The organism is Thalassospira lucentensis, from assembly GCF_050516545.1.
Taxonomy (GTDB): domain Bacteria; phylum Pseudomonadota; class Alphaproteobacteria; order Rhodospirillales; family Thalassospiraceae; genus Thalassospira; species Thalassospira lucentensis_C.
This window is the reverse complement of the sequence record NZ_CP191544.1, coordinates 1,615,785-1,629,733: the sequence shown is the minus strand read 5'-3', so window position 1 is coordinate 1,629,733 and position 13,949 is coordinate 1,615,785. Positions and strand designations below refer to the sequence as shown.

The following is a 13,949-nucleotide window of genomic DNA, read 5'->3' as shown; positions in this document are numbered from 1 at the left end:
CCCGCCAAACTTTCCCAAAATTTTCATCCCGGTAAAAAGGTACTTGTTTACCGATAAGGGTTGATTGCACTATGTTGCCCGCAACACAGACCGGTGAAGAGATCAGCCGGTCAAAAGACAATTCATCGGGGAAACAGCACAGTGACCAACAGCCTTTTCATGCGTATCCGCAGCCGGTTTCCAGCAGACCTGTCTTCGGTGCTGATCGAAACGCCAACGGGAAAAACATACAGTTACGGCGATGCAGATACGTATTCTGCCAAAATCGCCGGGCTTCTGACCGAACGCGGTGCGAAAAAGGGCGACCGGGTTGCTGTTCAGGTCGATAAATCCCCCGAAGCCTTGTTCCTTTATCTTGGCTGTATCCGTGCGGGCCTTGTTTATTTGCCGCTTAACACCGCCTATCAGGCCGGTGAGCTGGCCTATTTCATGGGCAATGCATCGCCAGTCATATTTGTCTGCCAGCCCCATCGTGCAGAAGAAGTTAAAGCCATCGCAGATGCACAGGGTGTCAAACACGTTCTGACTCTTGGCATGGAGGCGGATGGAAGCCTGATCGATGATATGGCACCTCAGGCCGAAGACTTTCCCGCTGTTGAATGTGCTGACGATGATCTTGCCGCGATCCTTTATACGTCAGGGACAACAGGTAAGCCCAAAGGGGCGATGATGACCCAGATGAACCTGTGGTCTAACGCATCGACCCTTGAAAAACTGTGGGGGTTTGAGCGCAATGACACATTGCTGCACGCCTTGCCGATTTTCCATACGCATGGCCTGTTCATTGCCTGTCATTGTGTGATGCTGTCGGGTTCAAAGATGTTCTTCCTGCCGAAATTTGATCGCGATCAGGTCATGGCGTTATTGCCGCGGAGCACGGTCATGATGGGGGTTCCGACCTTTTATGTCCGCTTGCTGTCAGGCGGTGACTTTACTGCCGATGTTAGCGCTAACATGCGGTTGTTTATCTCAGGCTCAGCCCCTTTGTTGCCCGAAACATTTACCGCGTTTGTGCAGCGTACCGGCAAGACATTGCTCGAACGCTATGGCATGACCGAAATGGGTATGGCGACATCCAATCCGCTTGATGATGAGCGCATTGTTCATACCGTTGGTCCGGCCTTGCCCGATGTTGATGTGCGGGTATGTGACGAAGAGGGCAATGTTCTTGGCACGGATGAGATCGGTGTTCTGGAAGCGCGCGGACCGAACGTTTTTGCCGGATATTGGCAAATGCCCGAAAAAACCGCAGAAGAATTTCGCAGCGATGGTTTCTTCATTACCGGCGATATCGCCATGATCGATGCCAAGGGATATGTCCATATCGTTGGACGAGCCAAAGACTTGGTGATTTCTGGCGGGTTTAACATCTACCCGAAAGAAATCGAAACACTGATCGATAAGATGGATGGCGTTGTGGAAAGTGCCGTGATCGGCGTCCAGCACCCGGATTTTGGCGAGGCGGTCGTTGCCGTGATTGTGCCGGAACAGAAAGACACGCTGTCAGAAGATGAAGTGATCGGATCGATCAAATCCCAGTTGGCAAATTTCAAAGTGCCAAAGCGAGTGTTCTTTGTGAATGAACTGCCACGCAATGCCATGGGCAAGGTGCAAAAGAATATTCTGCGTGAAGACTATAAGGCGCTTTTCACCAAATAATCGCCAGCTGGTACGGGCGAGGGTATGTCGCCACCAAACTCGGAAATGTAGACAAAGAAAAACCCCGGTAAAACTGCCGGGGTTTTTCTTAAGACGCTATGGCCTTGGCTTAGCGACCGAAAGCAACACGGTGTGCTACATCGTCGATCATGTCGTAGTTCAGACCAATGTCAGCAAGTTCGCGCGGATCAAGTTTACGCAGCGCAACCTGGGTCTGGTACTGAACACGAAGAGCGCGAAGGAAAGCAAAGATTTTAGTTACGATCATTTCATCACCTATTTCAAACCGGCCGATTCATCGGCGTCTGTTCAGATAACCGGCATGTTCTCACCGAAGGTATTCCGCAAACGGAATAGTTAACTGGTTTGACGTGTCGGTTCGTTTTCAATGTATCGAATGATCATCTGCTTCTCAGCGCATTTGCCAGTCGATACGTCCCATTCATTTCGTGAGGGCAATCTACGGATGATTACTGTATTGTTCCAATGCATTTTTTGCATGGCAGCGGCTTGGAAAGCGCAGAAAGTCACCAAATTGCAACGAATTGGCTTTAATCCTGTCATGGAATATAGATTTTGCATCTTTTATTGCTATGCGCATAATGCATGGCTAATGAAGTTGCGTGACACCTTTCGGTTGATTTTCCGACTTTATTGTTCGGGGAATAAATTGGGGTGTAATTCGCACCATTATCGGTTTGAATACGCCGTAATTTGCGATGCCAAGAGCATAATCAGGAGAATCGACCATGAGCATCAATCGGCCGCGATTTAGTTTTACGCAGGCAATTGAAGCATATCTGCACTATGCACCGCGCCTGCCCAGTGTTGCCGCGGATGCTGTTCCGACGAAAACGGACTATGTCGATAATCTTCTGGCGATTGCCGATCAGTTTGATCTGATCGTGTTTGATGCATTTGGTGTGCTTAATAGTGGCCCGACCGCAATTCCCGGTGCGGTCAAGACCATTGCGACACTGCAGAATACTGGGAAAAAGATTGCGGTCGTTACCAACGATGCATCAAGTTCAGCCGATGCAATTCTGGCCCGACATCGCAAGCGCGGGTTTGATTTCGACAATGGCAATCTGATCAGCAGCCAGCAATTTGTCGCACCTTTGATGAAGGAGCATGCCGACATCACGCATTGGGGGGCAATGGCGCCAGCTGATTGGCCGTTCCATGTTCTGCCTGATCGTGTGGAGCCATTGGCGGCGGATCGCGGATTATATGATGCGGTTGGTGGTTTTCTTCTGATTGATTCGGAAAACTGGTCTGATCAGCAGCAGGAAATGCTGCAACAAAGTCTGATCGATAACCCGCGCCCGATTCTTGTCGGCAATCCCGATATTTGCGCACCAATGGGTGAATTCCTGTCTGTTGAATCAGGATATTTTGCGCATTTGGCTGCGGATGCCTGCGGGGTAATGCCGCAATGTGTCGGTAAACCGTACCATCACGTGTTTGAAGAAGTTCTGCGCCGTCACCCGGATGTCGATCGCAACCGGGTCTTGATGGTTGGCGATACGGTTCACACCGATGTGCTTGGCGGGCTGGCATCGGGGATCAAGACCCTTCTGGTGCATCAGGGTGGTTTCCTTGATGGCCAGGACATTGAAGATGTGTTTTCCCGTTCAGGTCTGCGTCCGCATTTCTGTGCGCGCGCGATTGGTCACGGCATTGCCGATGATGAACGTGCCGGGGCAGGACAAATCGCAAGCTGTGGCGCCTGAACGTTCGTTATTTCAACATAGCCATGAGAATAGCAGAAGGGTCTCATTTCGAGGTCCTTTCAGACTGCTGACACCCGGCATTGCGCCGGGATTTTTCACGTTTTGGGTAATGTGTACCGTCAGTGCGGATCACGTTGAAGCGGTAAGGTTACTTCAAATACATCTTCGTCGGGAATGAACTTACGACTAAAGCCAAGCTTTTCGCAAAGGGACAGCATCCGTCGATTATTGGGCAGGACCTGCCCAATAAAGGTTTCAGTACCTTTCTTGCGACAATATTCGATCATCTGTTCCATCAGAACCCGACCAAGGCCACGCCCCTTGATGTCGGAGCGCACCATAATGGCATATTCTGCATGTTCGTTGTTGGGATCGATCACGACTTGCACCATGCCGTGAATTTGGCCTTCTTCCGGTCCGTTTGGCACAATCGCGAGGAAGGCCATATCGCGGTCATAGTCAAGCTGCGTCTGGCGCGCCATTTCGGAATGCGGTAGTTCCCGTACAGAGCCAAAGAACCGAAAGTGAATGTCTTCCGGGGTGAGTTTAGACATGAACTCATAGTGATCTGGTTCGTCTTCGGGTTTTATCGGACGTAGCAAGTACGTCGTTCCATCATCCATCACCAATTCCTGCTTCAGATGCCTTGGATAAGGATGAATGGCAAGGCGTCGGTCATCGCTGATGACCTTTGGGGTGACCTTGATACGGGCATCTAGTGCGATCACACCGTTCTGATCGGCAAGAAGCGGGTTCATGTCAAGTTCGATGACTTCTCCAAGATGGACAACAAGTTGGGATAGGCGCACCAGTGTCATGAACAGGTCTTCAAGATTAACTGGCGGCACATCGCGGTAGCCTTTAAGCAGCTTGTATATCCGCGTGCCTTCAACCAGTTCGCGGGCAAGCTTCATATTAAGAGGGGGCAAGGCCATAGCCCGATCGCGCACGACTTCAACTTCGACACCACCGTGACCAAACAGGATGACCGGGCCAAAGATTGGATCCGTCGTCATGCCGACAATCAGTTCACGTGCGCCAGATCGTTTCACCATTTCCTGAATGGTAAAGCCCCGAAGACGTGCATCCGGGAATTTCTTTTTGATCGTGCGCAGCATTTTTACCGCCGCATTTCGGACTTCTTCGCTGCTTTCCAAATTCAGCGCGACACCGCCGACATCTGATTTATGACTGATATCATCGGACAGGATTTTAAGGGCGACCGGATATCCGATGTCGTTTGCTGTATTAACCGCTTCATCAACCGTGCTGGCGGCCAGGGTTTTAACTGTGTTGATGCCATAGCATTCCAAAACAGCCTTGGCTTCTGGTTCCGTCAGCATTTCCCGGCCCGCATGGATAGCAGCATGGATGATGCTTCGCGCCTTATCCGTTTCGGGTGTGTAATCGCGCGGAACGGATGGAGGTGTTTCCATCAACAGGTCCTGCAACTTGCGGAAATTGACCATATGTTGAAACGCAGCAACGGCATTTTCTGGTGTGCGATATGTTGGAATACCAGCGGCATAGAACATATTTCGCGCTTCGGCGACGGTGGCTTCACCGACCCAATTGGTCAAAATGTTCTTTTTGCTGTTCTTGATCTTGTCGATCACACCTTGCGCAACTTCGACCGGGTTCGTGATCGCGGTCGGGGCATGCATGACAAGCAAGCTGTCGATGTTTGGATCGGCCAGCATTTTGTCGATTGCAGCAGCGTAACGTTCACCCGTCGCGTCGCCAATGATATCGACCGGGTTCGCATGCGACCATGTTGGTGGCAGAACTTCGTTAAGGGATGAAATTGTCGCATCTTCAAGCTGGGCAAGATGGCCTTGCCGCTCAATCAAGGCGTCAACGGCCAAAACGCCAATCCCGCCGCCATTGGTTACAATGCCAAGCTTGTCACCGCGGAAGGGACGCATGCGTGAAAGCGTTTCAGCCGCAGAGAACATTTCACTGACTGTGTAAACACGCAAAACACCTGCACGCTTGATTGCGGCATCAAAGACGTCATCCGCACCGGCAAGCGCACCCGTATGTGATGCTGCCGCTGCCGCACCTTCGGCAAATCGTCCCGATTTGATGCATAGGATAGGTTTGTTGCGCGATGCTGCCCGGGCTGCTGAAATAAAGCTTCGGCGTTCATGGATTGATTCAATGTACAGCATGATCGCGCGGGTGTTGGGATCAGAACCCAAATAGTCGATCACATCGCCAAAATCGACGTCATCGCATTCACCAAGCGATATGAAATGAGAAAACCCGATCCCGCGCGCTGATGCCCAATCAATAACGGCGGTGCAAAGGGCGCCGGACTGTGAAACAAACGCGATCTTGCCGCTGCCAATACTTTGATGGCTGAAACTTGCATTCAGGCCGATGCCGGGCACCATAAGACCCAAACAATTTGGACCAAGCAGGCGCATCTTCTTGCTTGCTGCGATATCAAGCATGGCCTGTTTGATTGTGCGGCCATCGTCATGTTGTTCAGCGCCAAGCCCGGCTGTCAGAACAATTGCGGCAAGACAGCCTTTTTCAGCCAAACATTCCATGACTGGAATGACGGCCTTTGGCGGTACGCAAATTACGGCAAGTTCGGGCACCACAGGCAAACTGTTCACGTCGGGATAGGCGAAAACGCCACCAATGGATTGACTGCGCGGGTTGACCGGCATGATCGGCCCGTTAAATCCGCCCGCCAAAAGGTTTCTCATCAGGACATGCCCGATCGAATGAGGACGGTTTGATGCGCCAATCACGGCGACCGATTTTGGTTTGAACAAGTGGTCGAGGTTAATTGTGCTCATCGCCGTCTTCCCGCGTTGTCCTGTGGGCGGCAGGGGTATCTGCCGCGTAATGACCAGACACGATGATTGCCGGGATATGGGAGCATACCATGTGTAAGGCTGCGCGATATTAAGCCAAGGACAAGTATATTGATTTGCTGTGCATCAATAAAGCATTGCGGTGACAAAGTTTTGTGTCGCTGCCGCCAAAGGGCAGGAGGAGTTAGTGCAAATGACCCTGATGACCTTCGTCGTCAAACCGTTCAGATTCTTCGATCCATTCTTCGACTTCGGCGGCAGATGACATTGCCAATGCAATTTCAAGATCATTTTGCACGTGGGCCAGGCTATCAAACATTGGGCACCAGCCGAACGCCTGAATGCGTGGATCGGTCGTCGATGAAATGGTGAACAGTTCACCGTCAATCGGATGCGCCATGCCGTGAATAATGTCTTGTTCGCCAACGATAAACCAACCTTTGGTCGCGCCAGACAGGATGCCAAGTTTGACTTCGCGCAATTCAATTTTCACGGTTTTCATGACGATCTGATCCATTTTGAGACGTGCTAAAAGAAAAAGGGACCGAACGAAATGTTCGGTCCCTTTTTTAATTGGCTCCGGCAGCAGGACTCGAACCTGCGACCCAATGATTAACAGTCATTTGCTCTACCAACTGAGCTATGCCGGATCAGGTTTTGCACTCCGTCTGAAGCGCGTGGCAGGTGTATAATCAAACAGTCGGAGCGCCGCAAGACCTTTTTTGCGAAAATCGGGCCAAAAGGACGTCTTTTTCCATGTGAGAAGGTCTGGTGCGCCTTTGGGTTAATCGTGGGGTAGGGTTAGTTGGTTGTGAGGTTGAACTGATCCACAAACGATAATGTTTTTATGTTTTTAGGATTAAAATGCGGACCTTGGATTTTGCGTGGTGGAACCTCAAGCTGGACATCCGCAAACATGGGCAAGTGGCCGGGGGATGTAATGGGTCCGGGTGGTCGCTTATTTTGACGTTTCATGCCGCAGCCGAGAAAGAAGAGCAGGGGCTAAAAGCAAAAACCCCCAGAACAAAGTTCCAGGGGTTTTTGGCTCCGGCAGCAGGACTCGAACCTGCGACCCAATGATTAACAGTCATTTGCTCTACCAACTGAGCTATGCCGGATCAGTGGAGGCGCGAGCCGGAATCGAACCGGCGTGCAAGGATTTGCAGTCCTCTGCGTAACCACTCCGCCATCGCGCCTTCGCGTTGGCTGGAGCGGTGTATAGCCTCATCGAATGGGACCCGTCAAGCACCCAATTCTACATTTTTTGAACAGCGCATTGAATATCTGCCAGAAAGCAGACAAACCGTATCGTAAAGGATATCGAGCGGTTTAAAATGCGTGCTGGACCGGTTTAAGGGCACCGCTGTTGTTTGCCAACGGTGAAGTGCGGCACGAAATCAAAGTTGGATAGGGTGCCGGTTTTGATGGTCACAGTGTTATCTCTACATAATGATAGGTGGATAACGATAAAATTTATGTTTGGTGTGTTCTCGTGATAAAGCTGACAGTGCGTCATGTGCTGGTCCTGTCAATCTTTTAGCGTGGTCAATGTGTTAAAATCAGACCAATGCATTGATCTGATGTTGTCAGGTGCTTATGTGCTGACTATAAACAGGTCAATTACTGCAAGCGGCTTTGGGGACAATAAAGGCGGTTGCGGTCTCTTTCTCGCGAGAATTTTCAGGTCAGATAATCATGGATTACCAAATCGCGCGCCATAACATGGTGGAAAATCAGGTTCGGACCAACAAGGTGACCGATCCGCTGGTCATCGCTGCGATGGAGGAAGTTCCACGTGAACAGTTCCTGCCAGAAGGCAAACGCGGCATTGCATATGTCGATGAAGATATCGCGGTCGGAGGCGGACGTTTCGCCATGGAACCTATGGTGATTGCCCGCTTGATGCAATGTGCGGAAATCGCCGAGACAGATGTTGCTTTGGTAATTGGTGCTGGCTTTGGTTATGGAAGCGCATTGATTTCCCGTGTTGCAGAAACGGTTGTTTCTGTCGAAAGCGACAAGGAAATGGCTGCAGCGGCAGAAGTAACGTTCCAGAACAATAATTACGATAACGTCATTGTTGTTGAGAGCGATCTTGCTGCTGGCTATGCCAAGCAAGCGCCATACAATGTTATTGTGTTTGATGGTGCGGTTGCTGAGGTTCCGGCAGGCATTCTTGATCAGGTGGCAGAAGGCGGCCGTCTGTTGGCGGTTGTTCGTGAAGCTGGAAAAGTCGGTATTGCACGTCTTTATGAGCGCGAAAATGGTGTTATCGGTTATCGTGATCTGTTCGATGCCAATATCCCATATCTTCCGGGCTTTGAGCCGGCAGATAGTTTTGTATTTTGATTTTTCGAATTGCTCGGTTCTTCTGGGCAATTCTTTTTTATAGCGTTCAGTGGATAGGACCCGATGGTTCAAGAAATAAGTTGTCGTGAACTTGCAACCAAACTTGAACAAGATCGGGAGATTGTTTTGCTGGACGTACGTGAAGACTGGGAAGCCGAAATCTGTGTGATCAACGGTGCCCTGCATATTCCGTTATCGAATTTGCAGGGCAGGGTGGATGAACTTCCGCCCGAGAAAACTCTTGCGATCATATGTCATCATGGCGTTCGCAGTCGTCATGCTGGTATGTTCCTTGAGGATTTCGGATTTAAAGATGTTTTTAATGTTACTGGCGGTATAGATGTCTGGGCGCTTGAAGTGGAGCCTGATATGACACGCTACGATTAAATGATGTGACGATGGGGAAAGCGGGGCAAAAATACTTTTTTGCATTCCAAGCGCCTCTTTTCTTGGAAAACTTTCGTTCCATCGTTACCATACGTGAAACTGCGCCGGGGTCGGGACTTGGTGTAGGACTTTACAAGGGTAGACAAATGATAAAACGGTTCTTGCTGACCTGCAGTATTCTCGCAACCGGAGGGCTGGTTGCTGGTAGTGCATCTGCGGAAAGTCTTGAAGACGCTCTTATTAAAGCATATCAGAGCAACCCGACACTTGAAGCTGGGCGTGCATCTTTGCGCTCAAGCGACGAAGAGATTTCAACGGCACTGTCAAACTGGCGTCCGAGTGTGACGCTTTCTGGCGACGCTGGTTTCCGTGAGTTCAACACGGATGCAAACGGTACCGAGACTGACAATAGTCTTACACCATATACTCTCGGCTTGGATGTGACCCAGCCGCTTTATCGTGGTGGCCGTACGACAGCAGAAACCGAACGCGCTGAGGCACGGATTAAAGCCGCACGCGCGTCGTTGCGTTCTACGGAACAGGATGTGATGTTGCAGGTGGCAACGTCCTACTTCAACGTTTTGCGTGATACTGCGGTTGTTGAGCTTAACCAAAACAACGTTCGTGTTCTTGAACGTCAGCTTGAAGCAACTCGTGATCGGTTCGCTGTTGGTGAAGTAACGCGTACCGACGTATCGCAGGCAGAAGCGCGCCTTGCAGGTTCGAAGGCTGATCTGATTTCAGCACAGGGCGCATTGGCCAATACACGCGCACAGTACGAGCGTCTTGTAGGTAACCCACCAAGCGATCTTGAAATTCCGAACCCGCTTGCCGGTCTTCCGACCAGTGTTTCGGATGTTCTTTCGATTGCACAAGGGCAACACCCGGATGTTTTGCAGGCTCTTTACACCGAAGAAGCCGCGAAATCGGATGTTCGTCTGAACGAAGGTTCCTTGTACCCGGAAGTTAATCTTTCTGCAGGCGTTGAGCGTGCACATGAAAGTTCAACTGAAGATTTCACATCGGACAGTGCTGATATCATTGCATCGGTTTCGGTGCCGCTTTATCAGCAAGGTGCTGTTTTCTCGAGTGTTCGTTCTGCAAAGCAGATCGCTGGGCAGGCGCGCATTCAGGTTGATGAATCGCGCCGTGCGGTGATCGAAAATGCTACCAGTGCTTGGGAAACCCTTGTAACTGCACGGGCAAGCATTGAGTCGCAGCAGGCACAGGTTTCCTCGGCAGAAGTCGCCTTGGACGGTGTCCAGCGTGAAGCATCTGTCGGATCTCGTACTGTTCTTGATGTTCTTGATCAGGAACAGGAATTACTGCAGGCACGTGTAGACCTTGTTGGGTCGCGTCGTGATGCCGCGGTTGCGGAATTCCAGGTTAAGGCTGCCTTGGGTGCGCTGAATGCGCAGGTCCTTGGTCTGCCGGTCGAAGTTTACGACACTGAGTCCAACTATAATAAAGTCAAGGACCAGTGGTGGGGAACAGACTGACTTGTTGAAACTTCAGGCCAGGATGTTTGACATCCTGGCTTGAGACCAACGTTCGGATAGGTCTGGTTGAATGACACTAGTGCGGAATTGTAATTATGAGTGACGGGCAACAAGAACCTTCAATGGAGGATATCCTCCAGTCGATCCGCAAAATTCTTGCTGATGAGGGTGACGAAGAAAAACAGGAAGCCGCTCCTGAACCCGAACCAACTCCGGAGCCGGAACCAGAGCCCGAACCAGAGCCTGAGCCGGAACCCGAAGAAGAAATCGACGAACTCGTTCTCGATGAAGAACCCGAAGAACTTGAGTTTGACGAGGAACCCGAAGAACTCGACCTCGACGAGCCGGAAGAAGATCTGGAACTCGACGACATGCTCGACTTCGACGAGTCTCCGCTTGAAGACGATTTGCCGCCACTTGAAGATGAATTTGACGAGCCAGAGCCAGAACCGGCAATGCCGGCCTTGTATGATGACGAGGAAGATGATGAGCCGCTGATTTCCAATATGACGGAATCTTCAGCGACAGGAACCATTTCGGAATTGGCACAGGCTGTTGCAAAGAAACGCGCAGTTACTCTTGGACTTAACGCAGGTCACATTACCTTGGAAGACTTGGTGCGCGATATGCTGCGTCCGCTTCTTAAGGAATGGCTTGACGAAAACCTGCCCTATATGATCGAACGCCTTGTGAAAAAGGAAATCGAACGGATTGTAAGCCGTGCTGAAGACCTCTAGGCGAGCCGAAAGTTGAATTAAAGCGGCGCGCCCAAGGTGCGCCGCTTTTTCTTTGTATAAATGATTAAACCCGCAGCGGATCAAAAGACCATGTTGGAGAAGACCTACAGCCCGGCCGAAGTGGAAGGCAGACTTTACGATAAATGGGAAAAATCTGGGGCATTTGCCTGTGATACGGCTTCAAAAACCGACCCTTATGTCATTATGATGCCGCCACCCAACGTGACCGGAAGCCTCCATATGGGGCATGCGCTTACTTTTACGCTTCAGGACATTCTTGTTCGCTATAACCGTATGAACGGCAAGGACACTTTGTGGCAGCCCGGCACTGACCACGCAGGCATTGCGACCCAGATGGTTGTGGAACGTCAGCTTGGCGAGCAGAATGTTACGCGCCATGACCTTGGCCGCGAAAAGTTCGTCGAAAAAGTTTGGGAATGGAAAGAAAAGTCAGGCGGGACCATCACCAACCAGTTGCGTCGTCTTGGCGCCTCGCCAGATTGGGAACGTGAACGTTTCACCATGGACGAAGGCCTGTCTGCTGCAGTCCGGAAGGTTTTTGTTACCCTGCACAAGCAGGACCTTATTTATCGCGACAAACGTCTGGTGAACTGGGACCCGAAACTTCTAACTGCAATTTCCGATCTTGAAGTCGTTCAGAAAGAAGTCAAGGGCCATTACTGGCATTTCAAATACCCGATCGAAGGCCGTGACGGCGAATTCATTACAGTTGCAACCACGCGTCCGGAAACCATGCTGGGCGATACCGGTGTTGCCGTTCATCCTGAAGACGATCGTTACAAGGACTTGATTGGGCAGTATTGCATTCTGCCGATTGTTGGTCGCCGGATCAAAATTGTTGCTGATGAATATGCCGATCCTGAAAAAGGATCCGGTGCAGTGAAAATCACCCCGGCTCATGATTTCAATGACTTCGAAGTTGGCAAGCGGTGCGATCTGGAAAAGATCAACATCCTTGATGACCATGCCTGCATTAACGACGAAGCGCCTGAAGAATATCGCGGGCTAGACCGATTTGAAGCGCGCAAGCTTATCGTCGCAAAGATGGATGAGCTGGATCTGCTTGAGAAAATCGAAGACACCGTTCACATGGTTCCTTATGGGGACCGTTCAAACGTTGTGATCGAGCCATATCTGACCGATCAGTGGTTTGTGAATGCGGAAGTTCTTGCCAAACCGGCCACCGAGGCCGTTGAAGACGGGCGCATTCGGTTTGTGCCGAAGAACTGGGAAAATACTTATTTTGAATGGATGCGGAATATCCAGCCATGGTGTATCTCCCGGCAGCTTTGGTGGGGGCATCGTATCCCGGCGTGGTTTGGTCCGGATGGTGAAATCTTCGTAGAAGAAACCGAAGAAGAAGCCATTGCCTCGGCCAAGGCGCATTACGGTAAAGATGTTGAACTGACCCAGGAAACGGACGTTCTTGATACGTGGTTTTCTTCGGCATTGTGGCCATATTCGACGTTGGGTTGGCCTGACAAAACGCCGGAACTGGATAAATATTATCCGGGCGATGTTTTGGTTACCGGTTTTGACATCATTTTCTTCTGGGTCGCCCGGATGATCATGATGGGTATGCATTTCATGGATGGAAAAATTCCATTCAAGGAGATCTATATCCACGCGCTGGTGCGTGATGAAAACGGCCAGAAAATGTCGAAATCCAAGGGCAACGTAATCGACCCGTTGGAAATCATCGACGAATATGGCTGTGACGCACTGCGTTTCACCTTGACCGCGCTTGCGGCACAGGGGCGTGATATCAAGCTTGCTGCAAATCGGGTTGAAGGATATCGCAACTTTGCGACCAAGCTTTGGAACGCAGCGCGCTTTGCTGAAATGAATGAATGCAAACCGATTGCTGGTTTTGATCCTTCTACGGTGAAATCAACACTTGCACGTTGGATCGTCGGCAAGACGGTTGAGGCGTCCAAAGCTGTTGGGACGGGTATTGAAACGTATCGTTTCAATGATGCGGCGAGTGCGGCCTATCAGTTTGTCTGGGGTTTGTTCTGTGACTGGTATCTGGAACTGTCCAAACCCGTTTTGATGGGAAATGACGAAGAAGCCAAAGCTGAAATTCGTGCGGTTACTGCATGGGTTCTTGACCAGATTTTGCTGATCCTACATCCGGTTATGCCCTATATCACGGAAGAACTTTGGGAAAAGATCTCGGACAATCGTAACACAATGCTGATTTCCGAAAGCTATCCAACGTTCGATGAGGGTTTGATTGACCGTAACGCCGAAGCAGAAGTCGATCTTGCCATTCGTTTGATTGGTGACATTCGTGGTGTTCGTTCCGAAATGAACGTCCCGCCAGCAGCAGAAGTGCCGATCTATCTGGTTGATGCAAGTGACGCGATGAAAGCTGCAGTTACGGCACAAGAAGCACAGGTTGAACGTTTGGCCCGCGTTGCTGAGATAGCCTTCAAAGGGCAGAGCGATGTCGAAGCCATTGCCAAGGGTGCAATCCAGACAGTTGTTGACGGTGTTGCTGTTTTTGTCTCTGTTGCTGATTTCATTGATGTGGCAGCTGAAAAGTCACGCCTTGAAAAGGAAATTCAGGGCAAAAATCAGTATATCAAAGCTCAGGAAGGCAAGCTTTCGAACGAGAAATTCGTCAGTCGTGCACCTGAGCACATTGTGACTGCTGAAAAAGCCAAGCTTGAAGAGGCCCGAGATACGCTGGCCAAACTCAATGAAGCTTTTGAACGCATCGCATCGATGTAA

The 13,949-nt window shown here is 50.5% G+C and carries 10 protein-coding genes and 3 tRNA genes; 7 read left to right on the top strand and 6 right to left on the bottom strand.

What is annotated here, in order from left to right:
* Nucleotides 1-141: 141 nt before the first annotated feature.
* Nucleotides 142-1,659 carry a malonate--CoA ligase gene (locus ACQ0MK_RS07595; RefSeq protein ID WP_430475504.1) on the top strand — a complete coding sequence of 506 codons (1,518 nt, stop codon included), beginning with the start codon at nt 142-144 and terminating at the stop codon, nt 1,657-1,659.
* Nucleotides 1,660-1,768: 109 nt separating this feature from the next.
* Here ACQ0MK_RS07595 and ACQ0MK_RS07590 read toward each other — a convergent pair whose 3' ends face one another.
* Nucleotides 1,769-1,927: a DUF1127 domain-containing protein gene (locus tag ACQ0MK_RS07590; protein WP_350041910.1), complete on the bottom strand. Its 159-nt coding sequence runs from the start codon at nt 1,925-1,927 to the stop codon at nt 1,769-1,771.
* A 481-nt stretch (nt 1,928-2,408) separates the two neighbouring features.
* Here ACQ0MK_RS07590 and ACQ0MK_RS07585 point away from each other — a divergent pair, with 481 nt between their 5' ends.
* Nucleotides 2,409-3,392 (top strand): HAD-IIA family hydrolase, encoded by a 984-nt coding sequence (locus ACQ0MK_RS07585; protein ID WP_430475503.1) that lies wholly within the window; start codon nt 2,409-2,411, stop codon nt 3,390-3,392.
* A gap of 119 nt (nt 3,393-3,511) precedes the next feature.
* On the opposite strand, the gene ACQ0MK_RS07580 is transcribed toward ACQ0MK_RS07585, so the two are convergent.
* From ACQ0MK_RS07580 to ACQ0MK_RS07560, 5 genes are all read right to left on the bottom strand, one after another.
* A complete protein-coding gene (locus ACQ0MK_RS07580; protein ID WP_430475502.1) occupies nt 3,512-6,202 on the bottom strand; it encodes a bifunctional acetate--CoA ligase family protein/GNAT family N-acetyltransferase in 2,691 nt (896 codons plus the stop codon).
* Between the two features lie 202 nt (nt 6,203-6,404).
* A complete protein-coding gene (locus tag ACQ0MK_RS07575; protein WP_430475501.1) occupies nt 6,405-6,722 on the bottom strand; it encodes a hypothetical protein in 318 nt (105 codons plus the stop codon).
* Nucleotides 6,723-6,794: 72 nt separating this feature from the next.
* Nucleotides 6,795-6,870, bottom strand: a tRNA-Asn gene (locus tag ACQ0MK_RS07570).
* A 392-nt stretch (nt 6,871-7,262) separates the two neighbouring features.
* Nucleotides 7,263-7,338 (bottom strand) — tRNA-Asn (locus ACQ0MK_RS07565).
* A gap of 4 nt (nt 7,339-7,342) precedes the next feature.
* Nucleotides 7,343-7,416, bottom strand: a tRNA-Cys gene (locus tag ACQ0MK_RS07560).
* A 499-nt stretch (nt 7,417-7,915) separates the two neighbouring features.
* On the opposite strand from ACQ0MK_RS07560, the gene ACQ0MK_RS07555 reads away from it, so the two are divergent.
* The 5 genes from ACQ0MK_RS07555 (at nt 7,916) to ACQ0MK_RS07535 (ending at nt 13,949) form a co-directional block, all read left to right on the top strand.
* Nucleotides 7,916-8,569 carry a protein-L-isoaspartate O-methyltransferase family protein gene (locus tag ACQ0MK_RS07555; RefSeq protein ID WP_430475500.1) on the top strand — a complete coding sequence of 218 codons (654 nt, stop codon included), beginning with the start codon at nt 7,916-7,918 and terminating at the stop codon, nt 8,567-8,569.
* Nucleotides 8,570-8,632: 63 nt separating this feature from the next.
* A complete protein-coding gene (locus ACQ0MK_RS07550) occupies nt 8,633-8,956 on the top strand; it encodes a rhodanese-like domain-containing protein (protein ID WP_430475499.1) in 324 nt (107 codons plus the stop codon).
* A gap of 146 nt (nt 8,957-9,102) precedes the next feature.
* Nucleotides 9,103-10,455, top strand: coding sequence for a TolC family outer membrane protein (locus ACQ0MK_RS07545; RefSeq protein WP_430475498.1), 1,353 nt, complete (start codon nt 9,103-9,105; stop codon nt 10,453-10,455).
* Nucleotides 10,456-10,577: 122 nt separating this feature from the next.
* Entirely contained in the window at nt 10,578-11,192 is a 615-nt protein-coding gene (locus ACQ0MK_RS07540; RefSeq protein WP_430475497.1) for a DUF2497 domain-containing protein, read from the top strand.
* A 90-nt stretch (nt 11,193-11,282) separates the two neighbouring features.
* Complete coding sequence (locus ACQ0MK_RS07535) at nt 11,283-13,949, top strand: valine--tRNA ligase (RefSeq protein ID WP_430475496.1); 2,667 nt, start codon at nt 11,283-11,285, stop codon at nt 13,947-13,949.

Coding starts and splice junctions, on each gene's coding strand:
- ACQ0MK_RS07550 (WP_430475499.1), top strand. CDS start 8,633: ATGGTTCAAGAAATAAGTTGTCGTGAACTTGCAACCAAACTTGAACAA.
- ACQ0MK_RS07575 (WP_430475501.1), bottom strand. CDS start 6,722: ATGAAAACCGTGAAAATTGAATTGCGCGAAGTCAAACTTGGCATCCTG.
- ACQ0MK_RS07555 (WP_430475500.1), top strand. CDS start 7,916: ATGGATTACCAAATCGCGCGCCATAACATGGTGGAAAATCAGGTTCGG.
- ACQ0MK_RS07535 (WP_430475496.1), top strand. CDS start 11,283: ATGTTGGAGAAGACCTACAGCCCGGCCGAAGTGGAAGGCAGACTTTAC.
- ACQ0MK_RS07590 (WP_350041910.1), bottom strand. CDS start 1,927: ATGATCGTAACTAAAATCTTTGCTTTCCTTCGCGCTCTTCGTGTTCAG.
- ACQ0MK_RS07580 (WP_430475502.1), bottom strand. CDS start 6,202: ATGAGCACAATTAACCTCGACCACTTGTTCAAACCAAAATCGGTCGCC.
- ACQ0MK_RS07540 (WP_430475497.1), top strand. CDS start 10,578: ATGGAGGATATCCTCCAGTCGATCCGCAAAATTCTTGCTGATGAGGGT.
- ACQ0MK_RS07585 (WP_430475503.1), top strand. CDS start 2,409: ATGAGCATCAATCGGCCGCGATTTAGTTTTACGCAGGCAATTGAAGCA.
- ACQ0MK_RS07545 (WP_430475498.1), top strand. CDS start 9,103: ATGATAAAACGGTTCTTGCTGACCTGCAGTATTCTCGCAACCGGAGGG.